At 59.7% G+C, this 22,889-nt stretch carries 13 protein-coding genes; 11 read left to right on the top strand and 2 right to left on the bottom strand.

Annotated elements, in window-relative coordinates; translation table 11 throughout:
- Positions 1–132: 132 nt before the first annotated feature.
- Positions 133–522, bottom strand: coding sequence for an AbrB family transcriptional regulator (locus AC0QKW_RS05330; RefSeq protein ID WP_473150019.1), 390 nt, complete (start codon positions 520–522; stop codon positions 133–135).
- Between the two features lie 511 nt (positions 523–1,033).
- On the opposite strand from AC0QKW_RS05330, the gene AC0QKW_RS05325 reads away from it, so the two are divergent.
- The 8 genes from AC0QKW_RS05325 (at position 1,034) to AC0QKW_RS05290 (ending at position 15,655) form a co-directional block, all read left to right on the top strand.
- Positions 1,034–3,880, top strand: a complete 2,847-nt coding sequence (locus AC0QKW_RS05325; protein WP_473150018.1) for a PAS domain S-box protein — start codon at positions 1,034–1,036, stop codon at positions 3,878–3,880.
- Positions 3,877–4,266 (top strand): response regulator, encoded by a 390-nt coding sequence (locus AC0QKW_RS05320; protein ID WP_473150017.1) that lies wholly within the window; start codon positions 3,877–3,879, stop codon positions 4,264–4,266. Before AC0QKW_RS05325 ends, AC0QKW_RS05320 begins: the two co-directional genes overlap by 4 nt.
- Complete coding sequence (locus AC0QKW_RS05315; protein WP_473150016.1) at positions 4,263–6,332, top strand: hybrid sensor histidine kinase/response regulator; 2,070 nt, start codon at positions 4,263–4,265, stop codon at positions 6,330–6,332. Before AC0QKW_RS05320 ends, AC0QKW_RS05315 begins: the two co-directional genes overlap by 4 nt.
- Positions 6,333–6,360: 28 nt before the next feature.
- Complete coding sequence (locus AC0QKW_RS05310; RefSeq protein WP_473150015.1) at positions 6,361–9,000, top strand: hybrid sensor histidine kinase/response regulator; 2,640 nt, start codon at positions 6,361–6,363, stop codon at positions 8,998–9,000.
- Positions 9,001–9,237: 237 nt separating this feature from the next.
- The gene (locus tag AC0QKW_RS05305; protein WP_473150014.1) at positions 9,238–9,624 is read left to right on the top strand and encodes a response regulator; all 387 of its coding nucleotides are present in this window, start codon (positions 9,238–9,240) and stop codon (positions 9,622–9,624) included.
- 81 nt (positions 9,625–9,705) lie between these two features.
- On the top strand, positions 9,706–10,914 hold the full coding sequence (locus AC0QKW_RS05300) for a GGDEF/EAL domain-containing response regulator (RefSeq protein WP_473150013.1): 1,209 nt from the start codon (positions 9,706–9,708) through the stop codon (positions 10,912–10,914).
- 178 nt (positions 10,915–11,092) lie between these two features.
- Positions 11,093–13,084, top strand: coding sequence for a diguanylate cyclase domain-containing protein (locus tag AC0QKW_RS05295; protein WP_473150012.1), 1,992 nt, complete (start codon positions 11,093–11,095; stop codon positions 13,082–13,084).
- Positions 13,085–13,186: 102 nt separating this feature from the next.
- Entirely contained in the window at positions 13,187–15,655 is a 2,469-nt protein-coding gene (locus AC0QKW_RS05290; RefSeq protein ID WP_473150011.1) for a PAS domain S-box protein, read from the top strand.
- Between the two features lie 50 nt (positions 15,656–15,705).
- Here AC0QKW_RS05290 and AC0QKW_RS05285 read toward each other — a convergent pair whose 3' ends face one another.
- Complete coding sequence (locus AC0QKW_RS05285) at positions 15,706–16,428, bottom strand: hypothetical protein (RefSeq protein ID WP_473150010.1); 723 nt, start codon at positions 16,426–16,428, stop codon at positions 15,706–15,708.
- Positions 16,429–17,138: 710 nt separating this feature from the next.
- On the opposite strand from AC0QKW_RS05285, the gene AC0QKW_RS05280 reads away from it, so the two are divergent.
- The 3 genes from AC0QKW_RS05280 to AC0QKW_RS05270 all read left to right on the top strand — a co-directional run bounded on the left by AC0QKW_RS05280 (position 17,139) and on the right by AC0QKW_RS05270 (position 22,859).
- A complete protein-coding gene (locus AC0QKW_RS05280; RefSeq protein ID WP_473150009.1) occupies positions 17,139–20,225 on the top strand; it encodes a CBS domain-containing protein in 3,087 nt (1,028 codons plus the stop codon).
- Positions 20,218–21,324: a hybrid sensor histidine kinase/response regulator gene (locus AC0QKW_RS05275; RefSeq protein ID WP_473150008.1), complete on the top strand. Its 1,107-nt coding sequence runs from the start codon at positions 20,218–20,220 to the stop codon at positions 21,322–21,324. Before AC0QKW_RS05280 ends, AC0QKW_RS05275 begins: the two co-directional genes overlap by 8 nt.
- A gap of 158 nt (positions 21,325–21,482) precedes the next feature.
- The gene (locus tag AC0QKW_RS05270; protein WP_473150007.1) at positions 21,483–22,859 is read left to right on the top strand and encodes a pentapeptide repeat-containing protein; all 1,377 of its coding nucleotides are present in this window, start codon (positions 21,483–21,485) and stop codon (positions 22,857–22,859) included.
- The last annotated feature ends 30 nt before the right edge of the window (positions 22,860–22,889 follow it).

The following is a 22,889-nucleotide window of genomic DNA, read 5'->3' as shown; positions in this document are numbered from 1 at the left end:
AAGCTCAATTCCTGAACCGCTCTTTCTCGCAATATTGGCGTCCGCTGGCCCTCACTCTAAAGCCTTAGGCGCGCGCGCTAAACCTGGAGAACTCATTGCTTAAACAGATATTTGATTGGCATCGCTATCCAATCAGGCGTCATCCTCATTGCCCTCGTCATCCAGTTTGACCAAGTGAATGTGCTTGTAGCCCAGCTTAATTTTGAACTCATCGCCAGTCTTTAGGCCCATCTCTTGGGTATAGGCCGCGCCAATCACAATCTGACCATTCTTGTGGACAGTTAGGGTGTAAGACGCTTCTCGGCCCCGACCATCGGCACTCTTTTGGGGTTCAAGCTGAATGCCCTTGGCCGCCAGTAACGCATCGTAGAACTCGGCTAGAGCGACACGGGTCTGTCCATCTTTGCTGACGGTGTAATAACCACATTCCTTAGCCAGCTCCCGCTTGCTCAGTCCATCATTCTCCTTGACCTTGGCCAGAAGCGCTTTGCCAGTCAAGGCTTCTCTCTCTTTTACTGCCATAATCTAGAACGCCCAAAAAATACAGGTCAAAATGCTAAACGATCCATACAAAATTATTCTAGGGTCGTTTAGAACTTCTTTCCTACTCTATCTAAAAACTTGAATAAAAAGACAGTATTTTGGGGAGGATCAGCCTCAGGCATAATTGTTAGATTCGGAGTTTTTAGATAGCGCTATCCCTATGGCTCAGATAGCGCGTTGCTCAGATCATCCTCTGCCATCCTCGATGCTCCTAGTATTTGCCCCATAGCTCCACCTTGCGCAGCAATCGGTGTCTGCCTGTAGCTACAGAATTGGGCAGTTCTCGCCCATTGACTTGCTCACGCAGCTAGCCGAGTTCTCCCCTAAGATTAGGTGAAGGGCAGAGCTACCCGAGGCGCCCATGTCGATCTTCTTACTGTTGACCCAGGGCAGAGCAAACCAAATCGGGAGGTACTAAAGGCTAAGATCGTTGATGACGACAGGGTAACCTCAGCGGTTTTACATTGTTTACTCCAAGGGCATTTTCTCTATGTCGCAGCCCCCTGATTTGCCGTCGATAGCGGCCCTGACCCAGCAGCTCCAGGTCTGCGAGGCCCGCTACCGCACCCTGTTTGACTATGCTCAGGTGGGCGTTGTGCTGGCCGATGCCGAGAGCTACTACATTGACGTCAACCCCAGCGCCTGCGACATGTTTGGCTACAGCCGCGACGAGTTTGTAGGGCTGCATGCCGCCGACATTGTGGTGCCGACCGAGGTGCCCCACATTGGCTCAGCCCTAGGGCAAATTCACGATCGCACTGACCACCAGCGCGAATGGCAGTTTCGCCGTAAAGACGGCACGGTGTTTGCGGCGGAGGTGGTGGCCACCAAAATGCCCGACGGCACTCTGCTGGGGATGATTTGCGACTTGAGCGATCGCCATGCGGCCCAGACCTACCGCGATCGCATGGCGGCCATTGTCGAATCGACCTCCGACGCGATTATTACCACTGACCTCACCGGCATTGTGACCAGCTGGAATGCTGGAGCCGAGACCATCTACGGCTACGCCGCCGCCGAGATGATTGGCACCCCCGTAGCGCGACTATATCCAGCAGAAAAGCTGGACGAGGCCACCCTAATTTTGGAGACCATCCAGCGGGGCGATCGCATTGAGCACTTAGAGACCCAGCGGCAGACTAAAGCTGGGCAGACCATCTACGTTTCCATCGCCGCCTCACCGCTGAGAGACAGCCGGGGCAGCATTCTCGGTACCTCGGCCATTGTGCGCGATATTACGGCGCTGAAGCAGCGCGATCGCGAGCTTGCCCGCATGTCTCGGCTCTACGCCGCTCTCAGCCAGATCAACCAGGCCATCGTCTGGACTGCCGATCGCGACGAGCTGTTTCAAAAGGTGTGCCAGGCCCTGGTCGACGACGGCGGCTTTTGCCTGGCCTGGATTGGCTGGCATCGGGTCGACACCGACGAGCTCAGGCCAGTGGCCGTCTCCGGCGACGACGACGGCCTACTGCCCAGCCTCATGGTCGCTAAAGACGAGCAGTATCCTGCTTCAGACCTGTCGGTCAGCCTCGCGATCACTGCCTTGCGATCGCACCAGCCCTATATCTGCAACGATGCCCTCAACGACCCGGCCACCGGGGCCTGGCGCGGCGCGATCGCCCACGGCAAGTTTCGAGCCTCGGCCCACTTCCCCATTCGGCTCGACGAGACTGTGGTGGGCGTGCTCAACGTCTATGCCGCACAGCCCAACGTCTTTCACGACAAAGAGATCGCCCTGCTCGAAGAAGCCGCAGGCGATCTCTCCTTTGCCCTCAACGCCTTCGCCCGCGACGAAGCCCGCCGCCAGGCTGAGCAGGCCCTGCGCGACCAAATGAGCTTCACCAACACCATGATCGAGAGCATGCCCGGCATGCTCTACTTCTATGACACCGAGGGGCACTTTCTGCGCTGGAACCAAAACTTTGAGCGCGTCTCTGGCTACTCTGCCACCGAGATTGCCCACATGCACCCGCTTGACTTCTTTGCGGGCGACGATAGAGCCAGGCTAGAGCAGCGCATTGGGCAGGTGTTTGCCGACGGTGAGTCTTTTATTGAGGCCGACTTTGTGGCTAAAGACGGCACCGCCACACCCTACTTTTTTACCGGGCAGCGGGTGCAGTATGAAAACACCTGGTGCCTGGTAGGGGTCGGTACTGATATTTCAGATCGGCGGCGGGCCGAAGCGCAGCTAGCCGAGAGCGAGCGCAAGTATCGCGAACTGGTAGAGCACGCCAACAGCATCATTCTGCGGTGGAATGCCGAGGGGCGCATTACCTTTCTCAACGGGTATGGCCAGCGCTTCTTTGGCTACAGCGAAGCCGACATTCTCGATCGCCACGTCATGGAGACTATCGTGCCGCCCACCGAGAGCAGCGGGCGCGATCTAGAGCAGCTAATGGCTGCCATCTGCGCCGACCCCAGCGCCTTTGAGCAAAATGTTAACGAAAATATTCGCCGCGACGGCGAGCACGTCTGGGTCGCCTGGACAAACCACGTTGAGTTTGACAGCGAGGGCCGAGTGGTAGAGATTCTCAGTATCGGCACCGATATGACCACCCGTCTACAGGCCGAAGCCGAACGCGAGAAACGCCACCGGGCCGAGGCCGCCGATCACATCAAGTCGGCTTTTCTCGCCACCATGAGCCACGAGCTGCGTACCCCGCTCAACTCGATCATTGGCTTTACGGGCATTGTTTTGCAGGAGCTGGCCGGGCCGCTCAACGCCGAGCAGAGCAAGCAGCTGGCCATGGTGCGCACCAGCGCCCGCCACCTGCTGGCCCTGGTCAACGACGTGCTCGATATTTCTAAAATCGAGGCGGGGCAGCTGGAGGTGGCCCGCGAGCCCTTTGACCTGCACCAGTCGATCGCCAAGGTGGTGGCGATCGTGCAGCCCCAGGCCGCCGCCAAACCCTTAGATCTGCGCGTCGAGGTCGCCCCCAACCTGGGGGAAGCCATAGCCGACCAGCGTCGCTTTGAGCAGATTTTGCTGAATTTGCTGAGCAACGCCATTAAATTTACGGACCATGGCGAAGTTGCCCTGGTCGCAGACTTAGTCCATGATTACCGCATGTCTGGGGCAGAACCAGGGGCGGCGGTTCGCCTGCAGGTGTCTGACACGGGCATGGGCATCCAGACCGAAGATCTGCCAGCTCTGTTCCAGCCCTTTCAGCAGATCGACTCGGGGCTGGCCCGCAACCACGACGGCACCGGGCTGGGCCTGGCCATCTGCCGCCGCCTGGTTGACCTGATGGGGGGCGAGATTGAGGCCGAGAGCACCTGGGGGAAAGGCAGCACCTTTACCGTGACGCTGCCGCTGCAAGCACCGGAGACACCATGAAAAAAACCATTCTGCTGATTGAGGATAACCCCCAAAACCGCTACCTGGTGCAGTTTTTGCTGGAGACGCGGGGCCACCACATTCTTCAGGCAGAAACCGGCCTCCAGGGGCTAAAGCTGGCCGCTAGCCACCATCCCGACCTGATTTTGCTCGATATTCAGCTGCCCGGTATGGATGGCCACGCTGTGGCCCGCGCCCTCAAGAGTGACCCGCAGCTCAGCTCTATTCCCATTGTGGCGGTGACGTCTTATGCCATGGTGGGCGATCGCGACAAATGCCTTGCCGCCGGGGCCGAGGGCTACATCGAAAAACCCATTGACCCCGAATCGTTTGGCGACGAGGTAGAGCGGTTTTTGCCCGCCGTCCAGGGAGATATCGCCCCATGAGCCCGGTGCTGATCGTAGACGACAACGCTGAGAATCTCTACCTGCTGCGCATGCTGCTCCAGGGTCACGGCTACACCGTTGAAGAGGCCCGTCACGGGGCCGAAGCCCTCACCAAAGCCCGGCAGCAGCCCCCTGTACTGATCATCTCCGACCTGCTGATGCCGGTGATGGATGGCTACAATCTGCTGCGCCAGTGGAAGGCCGACGAGCGGCTCCAGGCCATTCCCTTTATGGTCTACACGGCCACCTACACCGATGCCAAAGACGAGCGCCTGGCCCTTGACCTAGGGGCCGATGCCTTTGTGGTCAAGCCCGCCGAGCCCGAGGCCTTGATAGATTGCATCACAGCTCTGCTAGCCCCCTCCACCCAGGCCAGATCGCCAGTGCAGGCGTCACCGGTCGAAGAAAATGCCCTGCTCAGAGACTACAGCGCCACCCTATTTCGCAAGCTAGAGAAGAAAATTCAGGGTCTAGAACAGATCAATCAGCGGCTGGGGGCCGAAATTGCCGAGCGCAAACGCGCCGAGGCCGCCCTGCGCGACAGCGAAGCCCGCTACCGCCAGCTGTTTCACGCGATTACCGACCCCCTGTTTGTCTACGATCGCGACACCCTGGCCTATCTGGCCGTCAACGATGCTGCCGTCGCGGCCTATGGCTACAGCCGCGATGAATTTTTGACCCTGACTCTTCGAGATCTCTATCCTCCTGAAGATGTGCCCGATTTGATCGAGCCGTTAGCCCAGGCAGGGGCCTGGCCAGAGCAGCGAGGCATCTGGCGGCATCAGACCAAAAACGGTGACATTATTCATGCTGAAATTTCTGCCTACGGGCTCATCTTTGCAGGTCGCCCCGCCTGCCTGGTGCAGGCCCGCAATGTGACCGAACAGCTGCTGCTCGAAGAGCAGTTTCGTCAGGCCCAAAAAATGGAGGCGATCGGCCAGCTGACCGGCGGCATGGCCCACGACTTTAACAACCTGCTGACGGTCATTATGGGCAATGCCGAGCTGCTGGTTGAGCAACTAGAGGCCCAACCCCAGATGCGATCGCTGGCCGATATGATTGGCGTAGCCGCCCAGCGGGGGGCCGATCTCACCCAGCGGCTGCTGGTGTTTGCCCGCCGCCAAACCCTCGACCCCCAAGCCGTCGATGTCAACCGGCTGATCGTCCGCATGCACGGGCTGCTGCACCGCACCCTCGGCGAACAGATTGAAGTGCAGTGCCACTACGACACCCTTCTGTGGCCCGCCCTAGTCGATGCCAGTCAGCTAGAGAGCGCCCTGCTCAACCTCTGCCTCAACGCCCGCGACGCCATGGATGGGGTAGGCTGCCTGACCCTAACGACGGCCCCGGTATCGATCGCTGCCAAGGGCGGTGCCCCCGCTGGCGACCTCCACCCCGGTGACTATGTCATGGTGTCTGTGGCAGACACCGGGGTCGGCATGGGGCCAGAGCTACTGGGCCAGGTGTTTGAGCCGTTTTTTACCACCAAGGCCAAGGGCAAAGGCACCGGTCTGGGGCTCAGCGTAGTGTATGGGTTTGTGCGCCAGTCCAAAGGCCACATCACCATTGACTCTGAGCTGGGGGTGGGCACCACCGTGCGGCTATACCTGCCCCGCTGTGGCGAGGGCCAAAGACCAGACTCAGAGGGCCGCCCTACAGAGCTCGATGGCCCGCCGGTCGAGGTCGCCCATAGGGGCAGTGCAGAGCTGATCTTGCTGGTTGAAGACAATGCCCTGATCCGCGACTACGCCCAGCAGCAGCTCGAAAGCCTAGGGTACCGGGTGCTAGCCGCCGAAAACGGCCCGGCAGCCCTGGAGATACTACAGCAGCAGCCGATCGACCTGCTGTTTACCGATGTGGTGATGCCCGGCGGCATGAATGGCCGCGACCTGGCCGAGGCCGCCCACCGCCTGCGGCCCCAGCTGCCGGTGCTGTACACCTCCGGCTATGCCGAGAACATCTTGACCCAGCAGGAGGGGCTGGAGGCAGGGATACAATTGCTACCCAAACCCTACCAGCGGGCCGATCTGGCCCGTCACATTCGTCAAGCCCTAGCCAATGGCTAACCAGGGGATATAGTCCAACCTTATCGCTATGACCTTCCGACGACTCATCTCCTCGCCCCCCCTTGTCAAAGGGCTTGTCCTCGCCGGGCTGGCGGTGGTGTTTGCCACTGAGACGCTGACCCCCCTGGGCTTTGGTCACGCTAGCCTGTACGCGCTGGTGGTGGCAGCTGCGGGGTTTTCTCGCAGCGATCGCTGGGTGGTGATGGTTGCCGTTGCCAGTTTGGGCCTGACGGTGGCAGGCTTTTTTATATCGCCGCCCGCCCCGACAGAGGTTGACCTCATCTACCTGATTGCCAATCGGCTGATCGCCGCCCTGGCGATCGCCACCACTGGCGGCCTCACCCTGGCAGTTTTGCGATACATCAGGCAGGTCAATGCCTCCGAGCGGGCGCTGAGCGACACCTACGAGACCCTGAGGTCGCAGCAGACCCTGCTGCAAATCGCCAGCAAAATTGGCCGCTTGGGGGGCTGGCTGATGCCCCTCGATGGCGCTACCGTGATTTGGTCAGAGGAGGTCTGCCGCATCCACGAGGTGGAGCCGGGGTTTGCCCCCACCCTGGCTGAGGCCATTGAGTTTTACCCAGCCGAATACCGCGATCGCGTCAACACCGTCGTTACCGCCTGTATTGAAACCGGCCAGCCCTTCGACGAAGAGCTGCAAATTATCACCGCCCGCCAGCACCGGGTGTGGGTGCGCGCGATTGGTCAGGCCGTGCGCAACGACCAGGAAAAGATTGTGGCCATCCAGGGAGCCTTCCAAGACATCACGGCTCAAAAGCAGGCCGAAGCGTCTTTAGAGCGCAGCGAGCAGCGGTTTCGCCAGTTGGCCGACGCCATGCCCCTGATCGTGTGGACGGCTGAACCCGACGGCACCGTTGACTACGCCAGCCACGCCCTGCGCCTCTACACCGGCATCTATGAGCCCGACCCCCACCCCAGCCAAATCTGGATGACGCTGCTGCACCCCGGCGATCGCGACCCCTGTCTGGCGGTGTGGAGTGCAGCGGTGCAGGCCAGCAGCCCCTACCGGTTTGAATTTCGTCTGCGGCGCTACGACGGCGACTACCGCTGGCATCTGGTGCAGGCCGTGCCCATTCGCGACGAGGCCGGCACCATCGTCAAGTGGTACGGCACCGCCATCGAGATCCACGAACAAAAACAGCTCGAACGCGAGGCACGCCAGATCGCCGATCGCCTCAACATCACCCTAGAGAGCATCACCGACGCCTTTTTTACCGTCGATCGCGAGTGGCGCTTCACCTTTCTCAACCACCAGGCCGAGCGACTTTTACAGCGCCAGCGGGCCGATCTGCTGGGCAAAACCATGTGGGATGAGTTTCCAGAGGCAGTGGGCAGCGTGTTTGAACAGCAGTATCGGCAGGCCACAACCAAAGGGCGATCGGTTGAGTTTCGAGAATTTTATCCGTCCCTTAACTGCTGGTTTGACGTGCGGGCCTACCCCTCCAGCGAGGGGCTGGCCGTCTATTTTCAAGACGTCAGCGATCGCATTGCCCTCGAAGAGCAGTTACAGCAGTCCCAGCGGCTAGAGTCTGTGGGCCAGCTCACAGGCGGCATTGCCCACGACTTTAACAACCTGCTGACCGTCATTTTGGGCAACGCCGAGCTGCTCAGCGAAATGCTCGAGACCGCCCCCCGTCTCCACCCCCTCGTGGAGATGATTGGCACGGCGGCCCAGCGCGGGGCCGAGCTGACTCAGCGGCTGCTGGCCTTTGCCCGTCGCCAGGCCCTAGAGCCTGAAGCCGTAGACATCAATCAGCTCATTGCCACCATGGATAGTCTGCTGCGCCGCGCCCTAGGGGAGCACATCGAAATTGAAATAGTTCAGGGGAAAGGGCTGTGGCCTGCCCTAGTAGACCCTGGCCAGCTCGAAAGTGCCCTGCTCAACCTCTGCCTCAACGCCCGCGACGCCATGGGTCGAGGGGGGCGGCTCACCCTCGAAACCGCCAACACCCATCTCAGCCAAGACTATGCCGACCAGCACGTGGAAGTAGTGCCAGGGCAGTACGTTCTGGTGGCGGTGTCAGACACGGGGCTGGGTATTGCCCCCGAAAACCTAGAGCAGGTGTTTGAGCCCTTTTTTACCACCAAAGAACGGGGCAAGGGGACCGGGTTAGGGCTGAGCATGGTCTACGGCTTTGTCAAACAGTCTGGGGGCCATATCAAGATTTACTCTGAGCTGGGCCAGGGCACCACCATTAGACTGTATCTACCCCGTTTTGGCGGCAGCACCGAGCCTCAACCCCGCCAGATCGACAGCTCGGTAGTGGGTGGCTCAGAGCTAATTTTGCTAGTCGAAGACGACGAGCTAGTGCGCCGCTATGCCCACGACCAGCTGGTCAATCTGGGCTACCGGGTGCTGGTGGCCACCGACGGCCCCGCCGCGCTGGCCTTGGTGCGTCAGCGCCACGACATTGACCTGCTGTTTACCGATGTGGTGATGCCCGGCGGCATGACCGGGCGCGAGCTGGCCGACCTGGCCCGGCAGCTCAGGCCAGAGCTAAAGGTGCTTTACACCTCGGGCTACACCGAAAATGCGATCGTCCACCATGGCCGCCTAGACCCTGGGGTACAACTCCTGGGCAAGCCCTACGGCAGAGCCGAACTCTCCCAAAAAATTCGCGATGCCCTGGCCTCTCCCCGCCCCTAAACTCAGCCCTCTGCAAAGCACGTTGACGTGGCGAGACCGCCGATTTGAGCCTTTTTTTCTACACCCTAGAGACAGAGACAACGCCGCCGGTTCTGAGTATAAAATAGTGAAAAATCTTGCTCAGCCCTTTAGTGGCTGTGTCCTGAATATATCTGAAGCCAACGAACGGCCCAATAGTCAGGCTGTACCTACTCAGAGATTTGAGAAACCTAGGCAGACGTATCTGAGAGCTTAACAATGACAGTCTCTGACAGTGGTTCAGAAAAGATTCTTTTGGTCGAAGACGACGACCTAGTGCGCAGCTACGTGCAAAGCCAGCTAGAGCAGCTGGGGTACCACGTCACAGTGGCCAGCAGCGGCCCAGCTGCCCTAGAGATGATTCAGCAGCAGGCTGAAATTGATCTACTGTTTACTGATGTGGTTATGCCCGGCGGCATGAGCGGTCGAGAGCTGGCCGATGCGGCGCGGCGACTGCGGCCCACCCTCAAAATTCTCTATACGTCGGGCTATTCAGACCAGGCGATTGTCCATCAGGGGCAGCTCGCCCCCGGCGTTAGGCTATTGAGCAAGCCCTACCGTCGAGCTGACCTGGCCCAAAAAGTTCGCGATGTGCTAGATAGCTAACCTCAATTGGGCAGGCTTAGGGGTGAGTGGCTAAGGCAATGGTAGAACCCTGGCAACAGGGCAACTAAAGAGCGGGAACAGATGGGCGATCGCCGACTGTTGATTTTAGACGACGACCCCATGACTGGGGAAACCATTCAGCGAATTGCTGAATTTGCCGGACTGGAGGTGTACTTTACCCCCGACCCCAGTCATTTTTTTGATTTGCTCGACAAGTGGCAGCCCACCCACATCGCCCTTGACCTCATCATGCCCACTATGGATGGCGTGCAGGTGATGGCCCGGTTGGCCAAGCTGTCGTGCCGGGCCAAAATCATCATTACCAGCGGTGTGGGTAGCCGCGTGCTCGATGCCGCCGGGCGATCGGCGGTCGAGCATGGTCTCAACATTGCCGGGGTGCTGGCCAAGCCCTTTTCGCCCACCCAGCTGCGGGAGATGCTGCTCGGCCATATCACCACCGCGCCGCCGCCCCTGGCCGCCGCCACCCCAGCTGAGCCACCGGAGATTACGCTGGCCGATCTGCACCAGGCTCTCGATCGTCAGGAGTTTGTACTCAATTACCAGCCCAAAGTGCTCTGCACCACGGGTGAGCTGGCCGGGGTAGAGGCGCTGGTGCGGTGGGCGCACCCCACCTACGGCCTGCTGCCGCCGGGGCGGTTTATTCCCCTGGCGGAGAGCTGCGATCTAATCGACCCTCTCACCGACCAGGTGATCGACCAGGCCCTGGCCTGGTTTGGGCCGCTCTGCGTTGGGGCCACCCCGCTATCGCCCGCCACCTGCGATCGCCTGATGCTGTCGGTGAATATCTCAGCCCGCACCCTGACGAACGTAGCCCTGTTTGAGCGCGTGCAGGAGCGCTGTGAGACCCACTGCGTTGATCCCGCCCGGCTGATCTTTGAACTCACCGAAACCAGCGCCATGGATGACCCCGTGGCCTCCCTCGACCTGCTCACCCGGCTGCGGATGATTGGCTTTCACCTGTCGATCGACGACTTTGGCACCGGGTTTTCGTCGATGCTACAGCTGGTGCGGCTGCCCTTTTCTGAGATTAAGGTCGACAAGTCCTTTGTGATGACGGCCATGACCTCGTCCGAGTCGCGAACGGTGGTCAAGTTTATCGTTGATCTAGGCCACAGCCTGGGCCTGCGCTGCACCGCAGAGGGGGTTGAAGATGCCAAAACTCTGGAGTATCTGAATGATATTGGCTGCGACCTAGCCCAGGGCTACCACATTGCTCGGCCCCTGGCGGGCGATGCTTTTTGGGCCTGGCTGTCCACCCGGCCCAGCTAGATAGAAGGGGAGCGATCGCTTCTGTCTAGCGCCCAACGTCCATGGCCATGGTGAGCAAGGCCTGTAAACCTTGTTTAAGCTCAGTCAGAGACCGCTGTGTGAGGGAACGCTAACAATATAACTGATCCGTATTTTTGGATTTCGCTTGTTTACTACCTCCCATAGCCCGGCCCGGCCCATGCCTATTAACTCTGTGTTCCCGCTGTCTAGGGCCATTAACCCGCAGCCGCTGGTGCTGGCGGGCGATACGGCCATGCCCGCTGTGGTCGCCACCATGCGTCAGCGGGGCAGCAGCTATGTGCTGGTGACCACCCCCCAGCACCACCCCGTCGGCCTATTTACCGAACGCGACCTAGTGCGCCTGACCGCCGCCAAGCACCCCCTGGCCGACCTTACTCTAGCCCAGGCGATGACACCCAACCCGGTGGTTTTAGCCGACACCGAGCTGGTCAACATTCTGACGGTGGTAACCCACATGCGCCACCATCGGGTGCGGCATTTGCCCATTGTCTCGGCCCAGGGCACCCTGACGGGAATCATTACCCACGAAAATATTCGCCAACTGCTTCAGCCCATTGACCTACTGCGGCTGCGGCGCGTTGAGGAGGTCATGGTGCAGCAGGTGCGCTGTGCCAGGCCCACCCTATCGGCGATAGAACTCGCCGAAATTCTCTATCAGCATCGCATTAGCTGTCTGGTAATTACCGAAACCGGGCAGTCTGGTGCCCCGCCCGTTGGCATGGTGACCGAGCGCGATATTTTGCGACTGCAAGATAGCCAGTCGCCCCTGGCCGACTGGACGGTGGCGGAGATGATGCAGTCGCCGGTGCTGCGAATTCAGCCCCAGGCGTCGCTGTGGCAGGCCTATCAGCAGATGCATAGGCATGGGGTGCGACGGCTAGCAGTAGTCAATGACCAAGATCAGCTGGTGGGGCTGCTCACTCCTACCAGCCTGCTCCAAGAAGTCGATCTGGTCGAAACCCAGATCACCATTGACACCCTGCATCAGATTGTGGCCGATCGCACCCTCGGCCTGGCCCAGGCCAATGAAACCCTGCAAAAACAAGTGGATGAACGCCGCCGGGCCAAGGCAGCCCTCCAAGACCAAATTGACCGCGAGCGCCTGGTGAACCGCATTGTCCAGCACATTCGCCAATCGCTGAATTTAGGCGATATTCTGCAAACTACCGTCACCGAAGCTCAGCAATTTTTAAAGGCCGAGCAGGCGTTTATCTACCAGTTTGAGCAAACCACCGTTGGGCATATTGCGGTAGAGTGCACCAGCGATCGCTGCCCTCAATTGCAGGGGCAGGCTGAGATAGAGGCGGTGTTGCGGCAGCTTAACCCGTCCTTTTACCAGACAGGCCGCCTGCACTCAATTCCAGACTTACAGAGCACCCGGCTACCGAGTGCAGATCTTCAGCTGTTTCGTCACCTGCCCATGCGATCGCTGGTGGTGGCCCCGATTATTACCCAGCAGACCCCCTGGGGGCTGTTGATTCTCAACCAGTGCTCGGCCCCCCGGCGCTGGGAAAAGCGGGAGATTGATTTGCTCAAACAGTTGGGAAATCAGGTGGGCATTGCCATTCAGCAGGCGGAACTCTACGCCCAGCTCGAAACCGCCAACGCCCGTCTAGAGCTCATAGCCCTGGTCGATGGCCTCACCCAGGTGGCCAATCGCCGTCGTTTTGACGAACACCTAAGTCAAGAATGGCGGCGTATGCGGCGCGATCGCACCCCTCTAAGCCTAATTTTGTGCGATATTGACCATTTCAAGCCCTATAACGACACCTACGGCCACCCAGCGGGCGATGCCTGCCTGAAACAAGTAGCCCAAGCCCTAGCCCAGATTGTTAAGCGCCCCGCCGATCTGGTGGCTCGCTACGGCGGTGAAGAGTTTGCCGTGGTGCTACCCGCCACCGATATTGGCGGGGCCACCACGGTGGCTGCCGCCATGCAGCAGGCCATTGCCCAGCTCGGCATTGTCCACAAGACGTCTCTGACCCGGCCCTACGTCACCATCAGCCTGGGGGTGGCGTGCACCGTACCCAACTCAGACCCGTTGCCCCAGGCGCTAATTGACCAGGCCGACGCAGCTCTCTACGCCGCCAAGCAGCAGGGGCGCGATCGCTACCAGGTCTTTGTCGCCGAGCTAAGCTGCCAAACATAACGTTCCGTAACGGTTTTGTCCCTAGGATGCTCAACCTAGCCGCCGGTAGGCACCCTTTGGTTAAAGTGCTCTGTTGGCGTTATGTAGGGTTTAGCGGCTGCTATGTCTCAATTTTTGCCTGCTGCCAATGGCGGCGTTGCCCTGGCTGTCAATGCTGATCTCGACCTCAAGGCCGTAATCGAGGCCCTCGATCACGGTTTGGTGGTGTGCGATCGCGACCAGACCATTACCCTAGCCAACGCCGCCGCCCGCCGTCTGCTAGGGCTAAGGGTGGGCGAGGTGACCGCCGCAGATCTAACGGAGGCAGTGACGTGTTACATACCGGGCGATCGCACCCCGCTGCCCGACGATCGATTTCCCCTGTGGCGGGGGCTGGCGGGGGAGACCCTGGGAGATCTGGAGCTGGCGATCGTACATCCGGGGGGCGATCGCTACATGGTTTTGATCCATAGCCATCCCCTGCTCGATGCCGCTGGGCAACCCCAGGGGGCGGTCATGAGCCTCTACGACATCACCCAGCGCTACCGGGCCGAAACCGCCCTGCGCGACAGTAACCGGGGGCTTCGCACCCAGGCCCATCAGCGCATGGCAGACCTACAGGCCATCAACCTTCAGCTTCAGCAGGCCGAAGCCACCCTGCGTCTCTTCTACGATCTGCCGTTTTTAGGCATGGCCATTATTGCCGCCGACGCCCAGACCTGGGTGCGATTTAACGATCGCCTCTGCGACATGCTGGGCTACCGGCGCGAAGAGATGCAGCAGCTGCTCTGGATAGATCTCACCCATCCCGACGATCGGCCTCTAGTTCTCGATCAGGTCGCCCAACTCTCTGCCAGCACCGTCGATAGCAGCGTTCTCGAAACTCGCTTTGTGCGCCAAGATGGCCTGATTGTCTATGCGTCTTTAGAGATCAGGGTCATGCTTAACGACGACGGTAGCACCAACTTTTTTGTCACCACCATCAAAGACGTCACCGAGCGCAAGCTGGCCGAAACCGCCCTGATAGAGAGCGAAACCCGCTTTCGCGCCACCTTCGAGCAGGCGGCGGTGGGCATTGCCCACGTCGCCCCCGATGGCCTGCTGGTGTGGCTCAACCCCGCCCTAGGCGAAATTCTCGGCTACCCCCACTACGAGCTGATTGGAAAATCGTTTCAGGAGACCATTCACCCCGATGACCGGGCTGACAACCAGCGCTACCTCAATGAGATTTTGCGGGGCGATCGCCAGAGCTACACCTGGCAGCAGCGCCACCTCTGCCAAGCTAGCCACCTGATTTGGGCCAGTCTGACGGTGTCGCTGGTACGCGATCAGGGGCAGGTGCCCAAATACTTTATCGTGGTGCTGCAAGACATCACCCTGGCCAAGCAGGCCGAAATCACCCTTCAGCAATACGCCCGCCGCCTGCGCGGGCTGCACGATATGGATCGGGCCATTCTCACCAACTTTGAACCCCAGGATATTGCCCAGTCTGCCCTACAACTGCTCAGTCAGCTGCTCAGCTGTCCCCAGGGCATGGTCGCCCTGTTTAACCAAGACAGTCAGCTAGGAGAAATTTTGGCCGATACCAGCGCCTGGGACCAGGCCCCCGCGACTCTCTTGCCCCACCGGCTGGTGCTGCCCCTAGAGGATTTTGTCTTGGCCCAGAGCCCTTACCCCACTTCAGTTTTTCGGTTGCAAAGCCCTGGGCAGCTGACATTGCCCCCCGCCATTTTGCAGCGGTTGGCGACCCCAGTACAGTCGGTGATGACGATTCCCCTGGTGGTCAACGGAGATGTGATCGGCGAGATTACCCTAACCTCGCCGCATCCGGCCCACTTTAGCGACGACCATGAGGAAGTTGCCCAAGAGGTGGCCGACCACCTGGCTATTGCCCTACAAAATGCCCGTCTGTTTGAGCAGGTCAGGCACGATCGCGCCCGTCTGCACGCCCTCTCTAGCCAGCTGCTAGAGGCCCAAGAAACCGAGCGCCGCTTTTTGGCCCACGAGCTGCACGACGAGGTGGGCCAGGCCCTCACCGCCGTTAAGCTCAATCTGCACCGCCTCGATCGCATGGTTGACAACCCCAAGGCCAGCGCCCCCCTGCAAGACTGCCTCTCCATCGTCGATGGGGCACTCCAGCAGGTGCGCAATCTCTCCCTCGACCTGCGCCCCTCTATGCTCGACGACCTGGGCCTGGTGCCCGCCCTGCGCTGGTACATCAATCGCCACGCCGATCGCACCGGTCTACAAGAAACCCTGGTGTGTGACTCACCCATCGAGGGGCTACCCGCTTCCACCGAAACCGCCTGTTTTCGCATTGTGCAGGAGGCGCTGACCAACATTGCCCGCCACGCCCAGGCCCACACCGTCACCGTTGGTCTGGTGCAGACCGACCATACCCTGCACCTCTCCATTCAAGACGACGGCGTAGGGTTTAACCTCGAGGCCATTGGCCGGGCCAAAGCCGAAGGCACCAGCCTCGGCCTGTTGGGTATGGAAGAACGGGGCATGCTCATAGGCGGACAGCTGACGATTACCTCCGCGCCGGGAGAGGGCACCCTGATTTCGCTGCGGGTGCCGATGCGGGCCTAGAGGGTCGAACTGAGGCTATACCCCTGGGCCAGCCTCGATTCACCCCCTATTCACCCAAGCCTGACAAAGCCCTGCCGGTAGGTGTTGATGGCCGCATCGACATTGTCTAGCCGATCGCCTGTGGGGCGATCGCCGTAGGCTGCCGCCAGATGGTTGGTCACCATCGCCCAGGCCACGGGCTGAGTGTGTCGAGGAATAGCGCTCAGGGCTTGCTCGTAGGCCGCGATCGCACTCTCGATATTCTCAGCGGGGTTGCCATAGATGCGATCGCGATAGGCCGCCGCCAGCCCGGTCAAGGTGACTGTCCAGGTCAGGGGCGATTGCACCGCCAGCGCCTGTTTGTAGAGTTTAATGGCCTGCTCCAGGTTGTCGGCAGGATCGCCTATTTGGCGGTGGCGATAGGCAGTGGCCAGGTTGTTGAGGGTCGTGGCCCAGTCAACAGAATTGGTCGCCAGCTCTGTGAGCACCCAGTTGTAGGTGGCGATCGCCAGCTCAATCTGGGCAGCCCGCTCGCCCATGGCGCACTGCTGCATGGCGTTGGCAAAGGTAGCCAGCACCCGCAGGGCCATCGGGCGCGTGGCCGGGTCGGCGTGGGCCGCCAGCCAGCGCGTGGCAGCGAGGGGTAGTGCCGCCTCCAGGGCTTGGGGTGAAACCTCAGCAGGGTGAGCTAAGAGCCATTGATACACCGGGGCGGCATCGCCCTGGTGCTGGGCAATCAGCTGCCACAAAAAGCTCAGACAGCCAGCGTAGTACTCGCGAGAGGCTGTTTTCATAGGGAACTCCAGAACCGTGATGGGGTTAGCTTCAGTGGAGGAAACAGGTTTCCTCATCCCACTAGCCAGTTCCTGAATTGGGCAGCGGTGGAGACGGTTGAGCTGGGCTCAGGGGTCAGGAGAGCGCTTTTGGCGGGGTCACTTGCAAAAGTGACCTGGCAAGAGGTGGCTGGATGGATGTTTGGGAACAGGTGGCTCACTCACCGTTAAGCGACGCCGCTCCGATTCGCCCATACCGAATCCAAATTCCATACCCCTGATTCCCAACCGGCAAACCTGTAGGGCGTTGGCTTAGCCTGGCCAGAGGCCTGACCGCTGTTCGCCCTGCTGAATCGGGGGCAGGCGAGCAGGATTTGGTGTCTGATCCGACCCAATCCGAGCCATGCCAAACCCGAGTTGCATAACCCCGATGCCCAAAAGGCCCACCCGTAGGCTTGGTGGCATTAAAACCCTTGGGTATTGTCGTTGCCACGATTGTTTTAAGAAAACCCCAGGTCGTGAAGCGATCGCAGCCCAGATATTTCGGTAGATCAGGAAATCTCTGAGGGGATCTCAGGTATCTCCTGATACGTCATTCAGTGGGTTGCCCTTAGGTTAGAGAAGAGATAAGGCAAGATCCCCTCAGCCCGCACGTTGACATCATCGACGTAACCAGCTCGACTACCGTTGCCGTCTTGTCACATCTCCCCTCCCTATCGGCACTCATAGCCATGCTCCACACTCAAACTGCCGATTTTACCCAAAGCCACAGACCCGAGACCCTCTGGTCTCTCGGTACAACCCCAGCGATGGTACTTCAGAGCGCCACCCTACAAGAGGTGATTGGCTACCTAGGCAACGACTCACTCCAGGGACATAGCTGCGTGCTGGTGGTGCAGGGGCACCAGTTAGTGGGGCTGATCACCGATCGCGATGCTATTCGCCTGGTAGTTACTGGCGTCGATCTAGACACCCCAGTGCACCAGCTCATGACCGACTCGCTAACCGTGCTGCCGGTCAACGAAACCCACAGCGCTCTCACTGTATTAGACCTCATGCGCCAGCGGCAGATTCACCATGTGCCCTTGGTCGATGCCGATCAACGTCCGGTGCGGTTAATTACCATCAGCTCGCTCCAGCAAGCACTCCAGCCGCCCCACGTGCTCAAGCTCCAGCGAGCCCAGTCACGGATGACTACCAACCTGGTTACAGCACACCCCACCGACACCGCCCTCACCGCCGCCACTCTGCTGGCAGAGTATCAGGTCAGCTGTGTCGTCGTGGTTGACCCCGCCGGAGCACTGCTCGGGTTGGTGCTGCGGCAGGATGTGCTGCGTTTTCAAACTCGGCAGCTCGATCTGGCCCAGCTGCCAGTGCAAGCCATTATGCGAGATCCACAACTTTGTCTACAACCCAACGATTCGCTCTGGCTAGCCTATCAGGAGATGAGCCAGCACCGCCTGCCCTGCTTGGTGGTGAGCACCCCCGAGCAACAGCCGCTCGGGGTGATCAGTCAGTCAGACCTGCTCTACAGCCTTGACCTGCGCGAGCTGCAAGCCTCCTTTAGCCATCTGTGGCAGACCTTTAAGCAGTCTGACAACGAGAAGGCTGAGATCTGGAAAAGCCACAGCTCAGAGCTAGAGCGCCTGGTGCAGGGACGCACTGAGCAGCTCGAAGAACAGGCCAAGTGCGATCGCCTACTCACCACCCTGACCCAGCGCATTCACGAATCTCTCAATGTGCAAGATATTCTCGCCACCACGGTGGGGGAAGTGCGGCAGCTGCTGGGGGCCGATCGCGCCCTGATCTACCGGTTTGACAGCGCCGCCAGCGGCACCGTAGCCGTCGAGGCAGTGGTATCTCCGTGGCACTCACTGCTGGGCCACACCATTGAAGACCTCTGCTTTGAGCAGCACTGGGCCGAGGCCTACCGCTACGGCCGCTTTCAAGCGGTAGAAGATATTCAGCGGGCGGGCCTCAGCCCCTGCCACGTGGACATGCTCGAAGCCCTGCAAATTAGGGCCAATCTGGTGGTGCCCATCGTCTGCGACCACGAGCTCTGGGGGCTGCTGGTGATCAACCAGTGCGGCAACGCCCGGCGCTGGCGCGATTGGGAAGTGCGGCTGGTAGAACAACTGGCGCGATCGGTGGCCATTGCCGTGCGCCAGTCAGGTCTGTACCAAAAGCTCCAGGAAGATCTCGAAGCCCGCAAGCAGTACGAAATTCATTTGCAGCAGCTCAACGATCAGCTAGAGCAGCGGGTAGAAGAACGCACCGCATCCTGGCGGCAGGTCACCACAAAGCTGAGCCAGGAAGTTGACCAACGCCGCCATGCCGAGCAAACCCTAGCCACAACCAACCAGCAGCTTCAGGCCGTACTCAACGCAGTGCCCGCCATGGTGTCGTGGGTGAGCCAAGACGGGCGCTACCTGGGCTGCAACCACCGTCTGGCCGCCTCCTTTGACCTCCTCCCCGCCGATTTTATCGGCCAGCACGTGGGCTTTTTGGGGCAGGCCTCGCCCTTCTGCCAGTTTGCCCAAGATTTCTTAGACGGCAGTGCCAATATCATCAGTCAAGAGATGCAGTTCTCGGCAAAAGGGGTGGCGAGCCACTGGCTGCTGGTAGCCCAAAAATATGACCAGGGCAGCGCAGCGGTGTTTGTAGGGCTAGATATCAGCGATCGCGAGCAGGCCAAAGCCGCCCTGCAAACCAGCGAACTCAAGTTTCGCAGCCTGGTCGAGCAAACCAACGACTGGGTATGGGAGATCGATCGCCAGTTTGCCTTTAGCTACATCAACCCCCGCGCCACCGAAATCCTCGACTGCCCCGCCGAGAGCATTCTCAGCCACCGCTTCACCGACTTTATGGCCGACGACGAGGCGGTGCGGTTTAGCACTATTCTGGCCCTGCTGGTGGGTCAGCGCCAGCCCTTTACCCAGCTCGAAGCCACCTGCCTGCGCCCCAGCGGCGAGGCCGTCACCCTCGAAATCAGCGGCTCGCCCATATTTACCCCCGAGGGCAATTTTGAGGGCTACCGGGGCATCACCCGCGACATCACCGAGCGCAAGCAGATCGAAGTCGACATTCGCAAAGCCCTCACCCGTGAGAAAGAGCTGAGCGACCTCAAAACCCGCTTTATTTCCATGGCCTCCCACGAGTTTCGCACCCCGCTGACCACCATCTTGGCCTCCGCCGAAACCCTAGAGCGCTACGCCCACAAGTTCACCCCCGAGAAACAGCAGACGGTGCTGAAGCGCATTCAGACCTCGGTGCACCACGTGATTGGCCTGCTCAACGACGTGCTCACCGTAGGCAAAGCCGAGGCGGGCCGGCTCGACTGCACCCTAGCTCCCCTCGATATCAAACAGCTCTGCACCGACCTAGCCGAGGAAATTCAGTTTGCCCAGGTCAACACCGCCAGCCCGATTGAGTTTACCGCCGCAGGCGATCGCTTCCAGGTACTGGCCGACGAAAAACTGCTGCGACACATTTTGCTCAACCTGCTCTCCAACGCGGTGAAATATTCTCCCGAGCACACCCCGGTCACCTTTACCCTCGCCTGTGGGGCTGACCAGACCGTTCTGCAGGTGAGCGATCGCGGCATTGGCATTCCCCCCGCCGACCAGGCCCAGCTCTTCGGAGCCTTTCACCGGGCCGACAACGTGGGGAATATCTCCGGCACTGGTCTCGGCTTGGTGATTGCCAAGCGAGCCACCGAAGCCCACCAGGGGCGGATCTCGTTTGTCAGTGAAGTGGGTGTAGGCACCACCTTTACCGTTGTTTTACCCCTCGTATTATGGAGTGACCATCATGGCTAAGATTTTGGTAATCGAAGACGAAGCTGGGGTACGCGACAGCATCGTTGATATTCTCAACGCCGAAGACTTTATTGTCGACAGCGCCGCCAACGGTGAAGAAGGGCTGCGGCAGATCCGCGAGTTCCATCCCGACATGGTGATCTGCGACGTGATGATGCCTGTGCTCGATGGCTTTGGCGTCTTGCAGCAGATCCGCCAAGATCCCGGCTTGGCCACCCTGCCCTTTGTGTTTCTCACCGCCAAAGCCGAACGGGTCGACTTTCGCAGCGGCATGGATCTCGGGGCCGACGACTACCTCACCAAGCCCTTCACCCACGACGACCTGCTGCGCATGATACACACCCGCCTGGGGGCCAAGAGCGCCGTAGAAGACAAAACCCAGCAGCAACTCAACGCCCTGCGCAGCAGCATTAGCACCGCCCTGCCCCGTGAGCTCGGTGCCCCCATGCGCGAAGTGCTCAAGCTAGCCACCACCCTGATCGACGAGGCCGAAACCCTCGATCCTGAAGAGGTTGTTACCCTGGCCAAGGCCATCCACCGCAACGCCCAGCGCACCGCCCACCTCACCCAAAACGTGATGCTGTTTGCCAAGCTACAGCGGCTCAGCCCCGAGCAAATTTCTGCCCAAACCTTGCAGCACCAGCACACCGATCGCGCCGACACCGTGATTGCCGAGATCGCCCATACCCTCGCCGCCGAGTACCTGCGTGAGGACGACTTGGAGATCTCCCTAGAGCACCTGGACATGCCTATGTCTGAGGCACAGCTGCGCAAGGTCTGCGAAGAGCTGCTCGACAATGCCTTTAAGTTTTCTGCCATAGGCACCCCGATCAAAGTATTTGGATCGCGCGGCGACGGCAAGGTCACCTTCTACGTGATCGACTACGGCCAGGGTATGACCTCTGACCAGATCGCCCAGGTAGGGGCCTACCTCCAGTTTGAGCCCGAGGCCGAAGCCACCGGCACCGGACTGGGTCTCACCATTGCCAAACGCCTAGTCGAGCTGCACCGGGGTGAGGTGCTCATTGAGAGCATTCCTGGGCAGCAGACCATCGTGCGGGTGGCATTGCCCGACGGAGAGAGGGGAGGAGGGGTTTGAATATTGAATTACAACCCAAAACCCGATCCATTCCTGACCTGTCACTCTCAAACTGCATCTATCTACGGCTGAAGCGCCATTCTCAAACTGCATCTTTTCACCGCTGAAGCTTTCCGTTAAATCATCAGGGCCTATCACATAAAGGGGAGGTGCGTCTCATGGGCAGCCCAACCCACCTCGTGCATCTAAAACAAAACATCGAAACCTGGAACCGCTGGAGAAATGACAACCCAACCATAAGACCCGACTTAAGCGAGGCCTATCTCTGCGCCGCCGCCCTCAGCGCGGCCAACCTCAGCGGTGCCAATCTCCACCAGGTCGATCTCTACTCTGCCGATCTGTGGGGGGCCGACCTGAGCCATGCCGATGTGCGGGCTGCCAATCTCAGCAGCGCCAATCTGGGCAGCGTCAATTTGGCCGGGGCCAATCTCGCCGAGGCTGAGCTGCTCAGCGCCAACCTCAGTCAAGCTGATCTGTACGGGGCCAACCTGCACCGCGCCAACCTCAGCATGACCAATTTGGCTGGAGCTAACCTCCAAGGGGCCGACTTGACCGGGGCTAACCTTAAAGGAGCCAAGCTCACTAACGCCAATCTCACCAACGCGCGACTAACTGGGGCTGAGCTGACCGGCATCATGGTCAGCGATCTCGATATTGGCATGCTGGCCACCCTACAAGAGGTGAACTGCGATCACGTCTATGTGTTGTCTTGCGTCCAGGGCGGCAATGGCGAGGTGGCCAACACCTACACCGCCTGCTTTCGCTCTGCTCTGCACCATTTTTACCAGAGCTTTGTAGAGGTCTGCAACAACGCTGGCACCGCCCAGCATTGCCGCATTAACTGGCCTTCATCAGGCATAACCACTGGCCCCGATTTCTACCTGCAATCGGTAGAGCGCCAGGGCAACGGCGACCTCATGGTGAGAGTAGGGGTGCCTGGCCTTAAGGCACCTCCACCACCTGCGGTGGAAAAACCCAGTATGCAGCAATTGTTTAGCACCTTGGGCCGGGGCGATTTCTATCGCCAGCAGTTGCAAATTAGAGAAGAGCAAATGGCCACGGTGCAGCGGCAAAATGACGAGCTGCTGGGGCTGCTCAAGGCCATGACTCGAAAAAACGTTTACGTACAGTCTGTTTCTGTTTTGGAGAACAACATTATGACTGGGGTATCTAAGTACGATCTGCGCGGGGCCAACATCGGTAACTTTGCCGACACCATTGAAGCCGGGGGGCAGCAAAAGGCAATCCAGCACAACGAGCACAGCATGGATACCGTCGATGACCACGATATCGTAGAGCAGATGGAAGAGATGCTGAAACAACTGGCTGCCCAGGCCACCCAAGTGCCTGCCCACCAGCGCCCTCAGGTAGTCAGCAAGGCCATTCAAAAAAAGGCTAGACTCAACCCCGAGTTTAAGGCCCGATTGCTCAAAGCGATTGAGGCGGGCAGCGGCGAGCTGATTCGGGTATTTACCCAAAACCCCTACATCAGCATTCCAGTAGCCCTAGTCAAAGGCTGGGTGTCGGTGACTTAGCACAATTTCACCAACGCAAATCCTCAAACG

Source organism: Pseudanabaena sp. PCC 9330 (genome assembly GCF_055795045.1).
The sequence above is the reverse complement of the archived record's forward strand: the minus strand, read 5'-3'. Positions and strand labels throughout refer to the sequence as shown.

Excerpts from the sequence above, each read along its gene's own strand:
- AC0QKW_RS05300 (WP_473150013.1), top strand. The coding sequence starts at position 9,706 with ATGGGCGATCGCCGACTGTTGATTTTAGACGACGACCCCATGACTGGG.
- AC0QKW_RS05330 (WP_473150019.1), bottom strand. The coding sequence starts at position 522 with ATGGCAGTAAAAGAGAGAGAAGCCTTGACTGGCAAAGCGCTTCTGGCC.
- AC0QKW_RS05280 (WP_473150009.1), top strand. The coding sequence starts at position 17,139 with ATGCTCCACACTCAAACTGCCGATTTTACCCAAAGCCACAGACCCGAG.
- AC0QKW_RS05325 (WP_473150018.1), top strand. The coding sequence starts at position 1,034 with ATGTCGCAGCCCCCTGATTTGCCGTCGATAGCGGCCCTGACCCAGCAG.
- AC0QKW_RS05315 (WP_473150016.1), top strand. The coding sequence starts at position 4,263 with ATGAGCCCGGTGCTGATCGTAGACGACAACGCTGAGAATCTCTACCTG.
- AC0QKW_RS05310 (WP_473150015.1), top strand. The coding sequence starts at position 6,361 with ATGACCTTCCGACGACTCATCTCCTCGCCCCCCCTTGTCAAAGGGCTT.
- AC0QKW_RS05320 (WP_473150017.1), top strand. The coding sequence starts at position 3,877 with ATGAAAAAAACCATTCTGCTGATTGAGGATAACCCCCAAAACCGCTAC.
- AC0QKW_RS05275 (WP_473150008.1), top strand. The coding sequence starts at position 20,218 with ATGGCTAAGATTTTGGTAATCGAAGACGAAGCTGGGGTACGCGACAGC.
- AC0QKW_RS05295 (WP_473150012.1), top strand. The coding sequence starts at position 11,093 with ATGCCTATTAACTCTGTGTTCCCGCTGTCTAGGGCCATTAACCCGCAG.
- AC0QKW_RS05285 (WP_473150010.1), bottom strand. The coding sequence starts at position 16,428 with ATGAAAACAGCCTCTCGCGAGTACTACGCTGGCTGTCTGAGCTTTTTG.
- AC0QKW_RS05270 (WP_473150007.1), top strand. The coding sequence starts at position 21,483 with ATGGGCAGCCCAACCCACCTCGTGCATCTAAAACAAAACATCGAAACC.
- AC0QKW_RS05290 (WP_473150011.1), top strand. The coding sequence starts at position 13,187 with ATGTCTCAATTTTTGCCTGCTGCCAATGGCGGCGTTGCCCTGGCTGTC.
- AC0QKW_RS05305 (WP_473150014.1), top strand. The coding sequence starts at position 9,238 with ATGACAGTCTCTGACAGTGGTTCAGAAAAGATTCTTTTGGTCGAAGAC.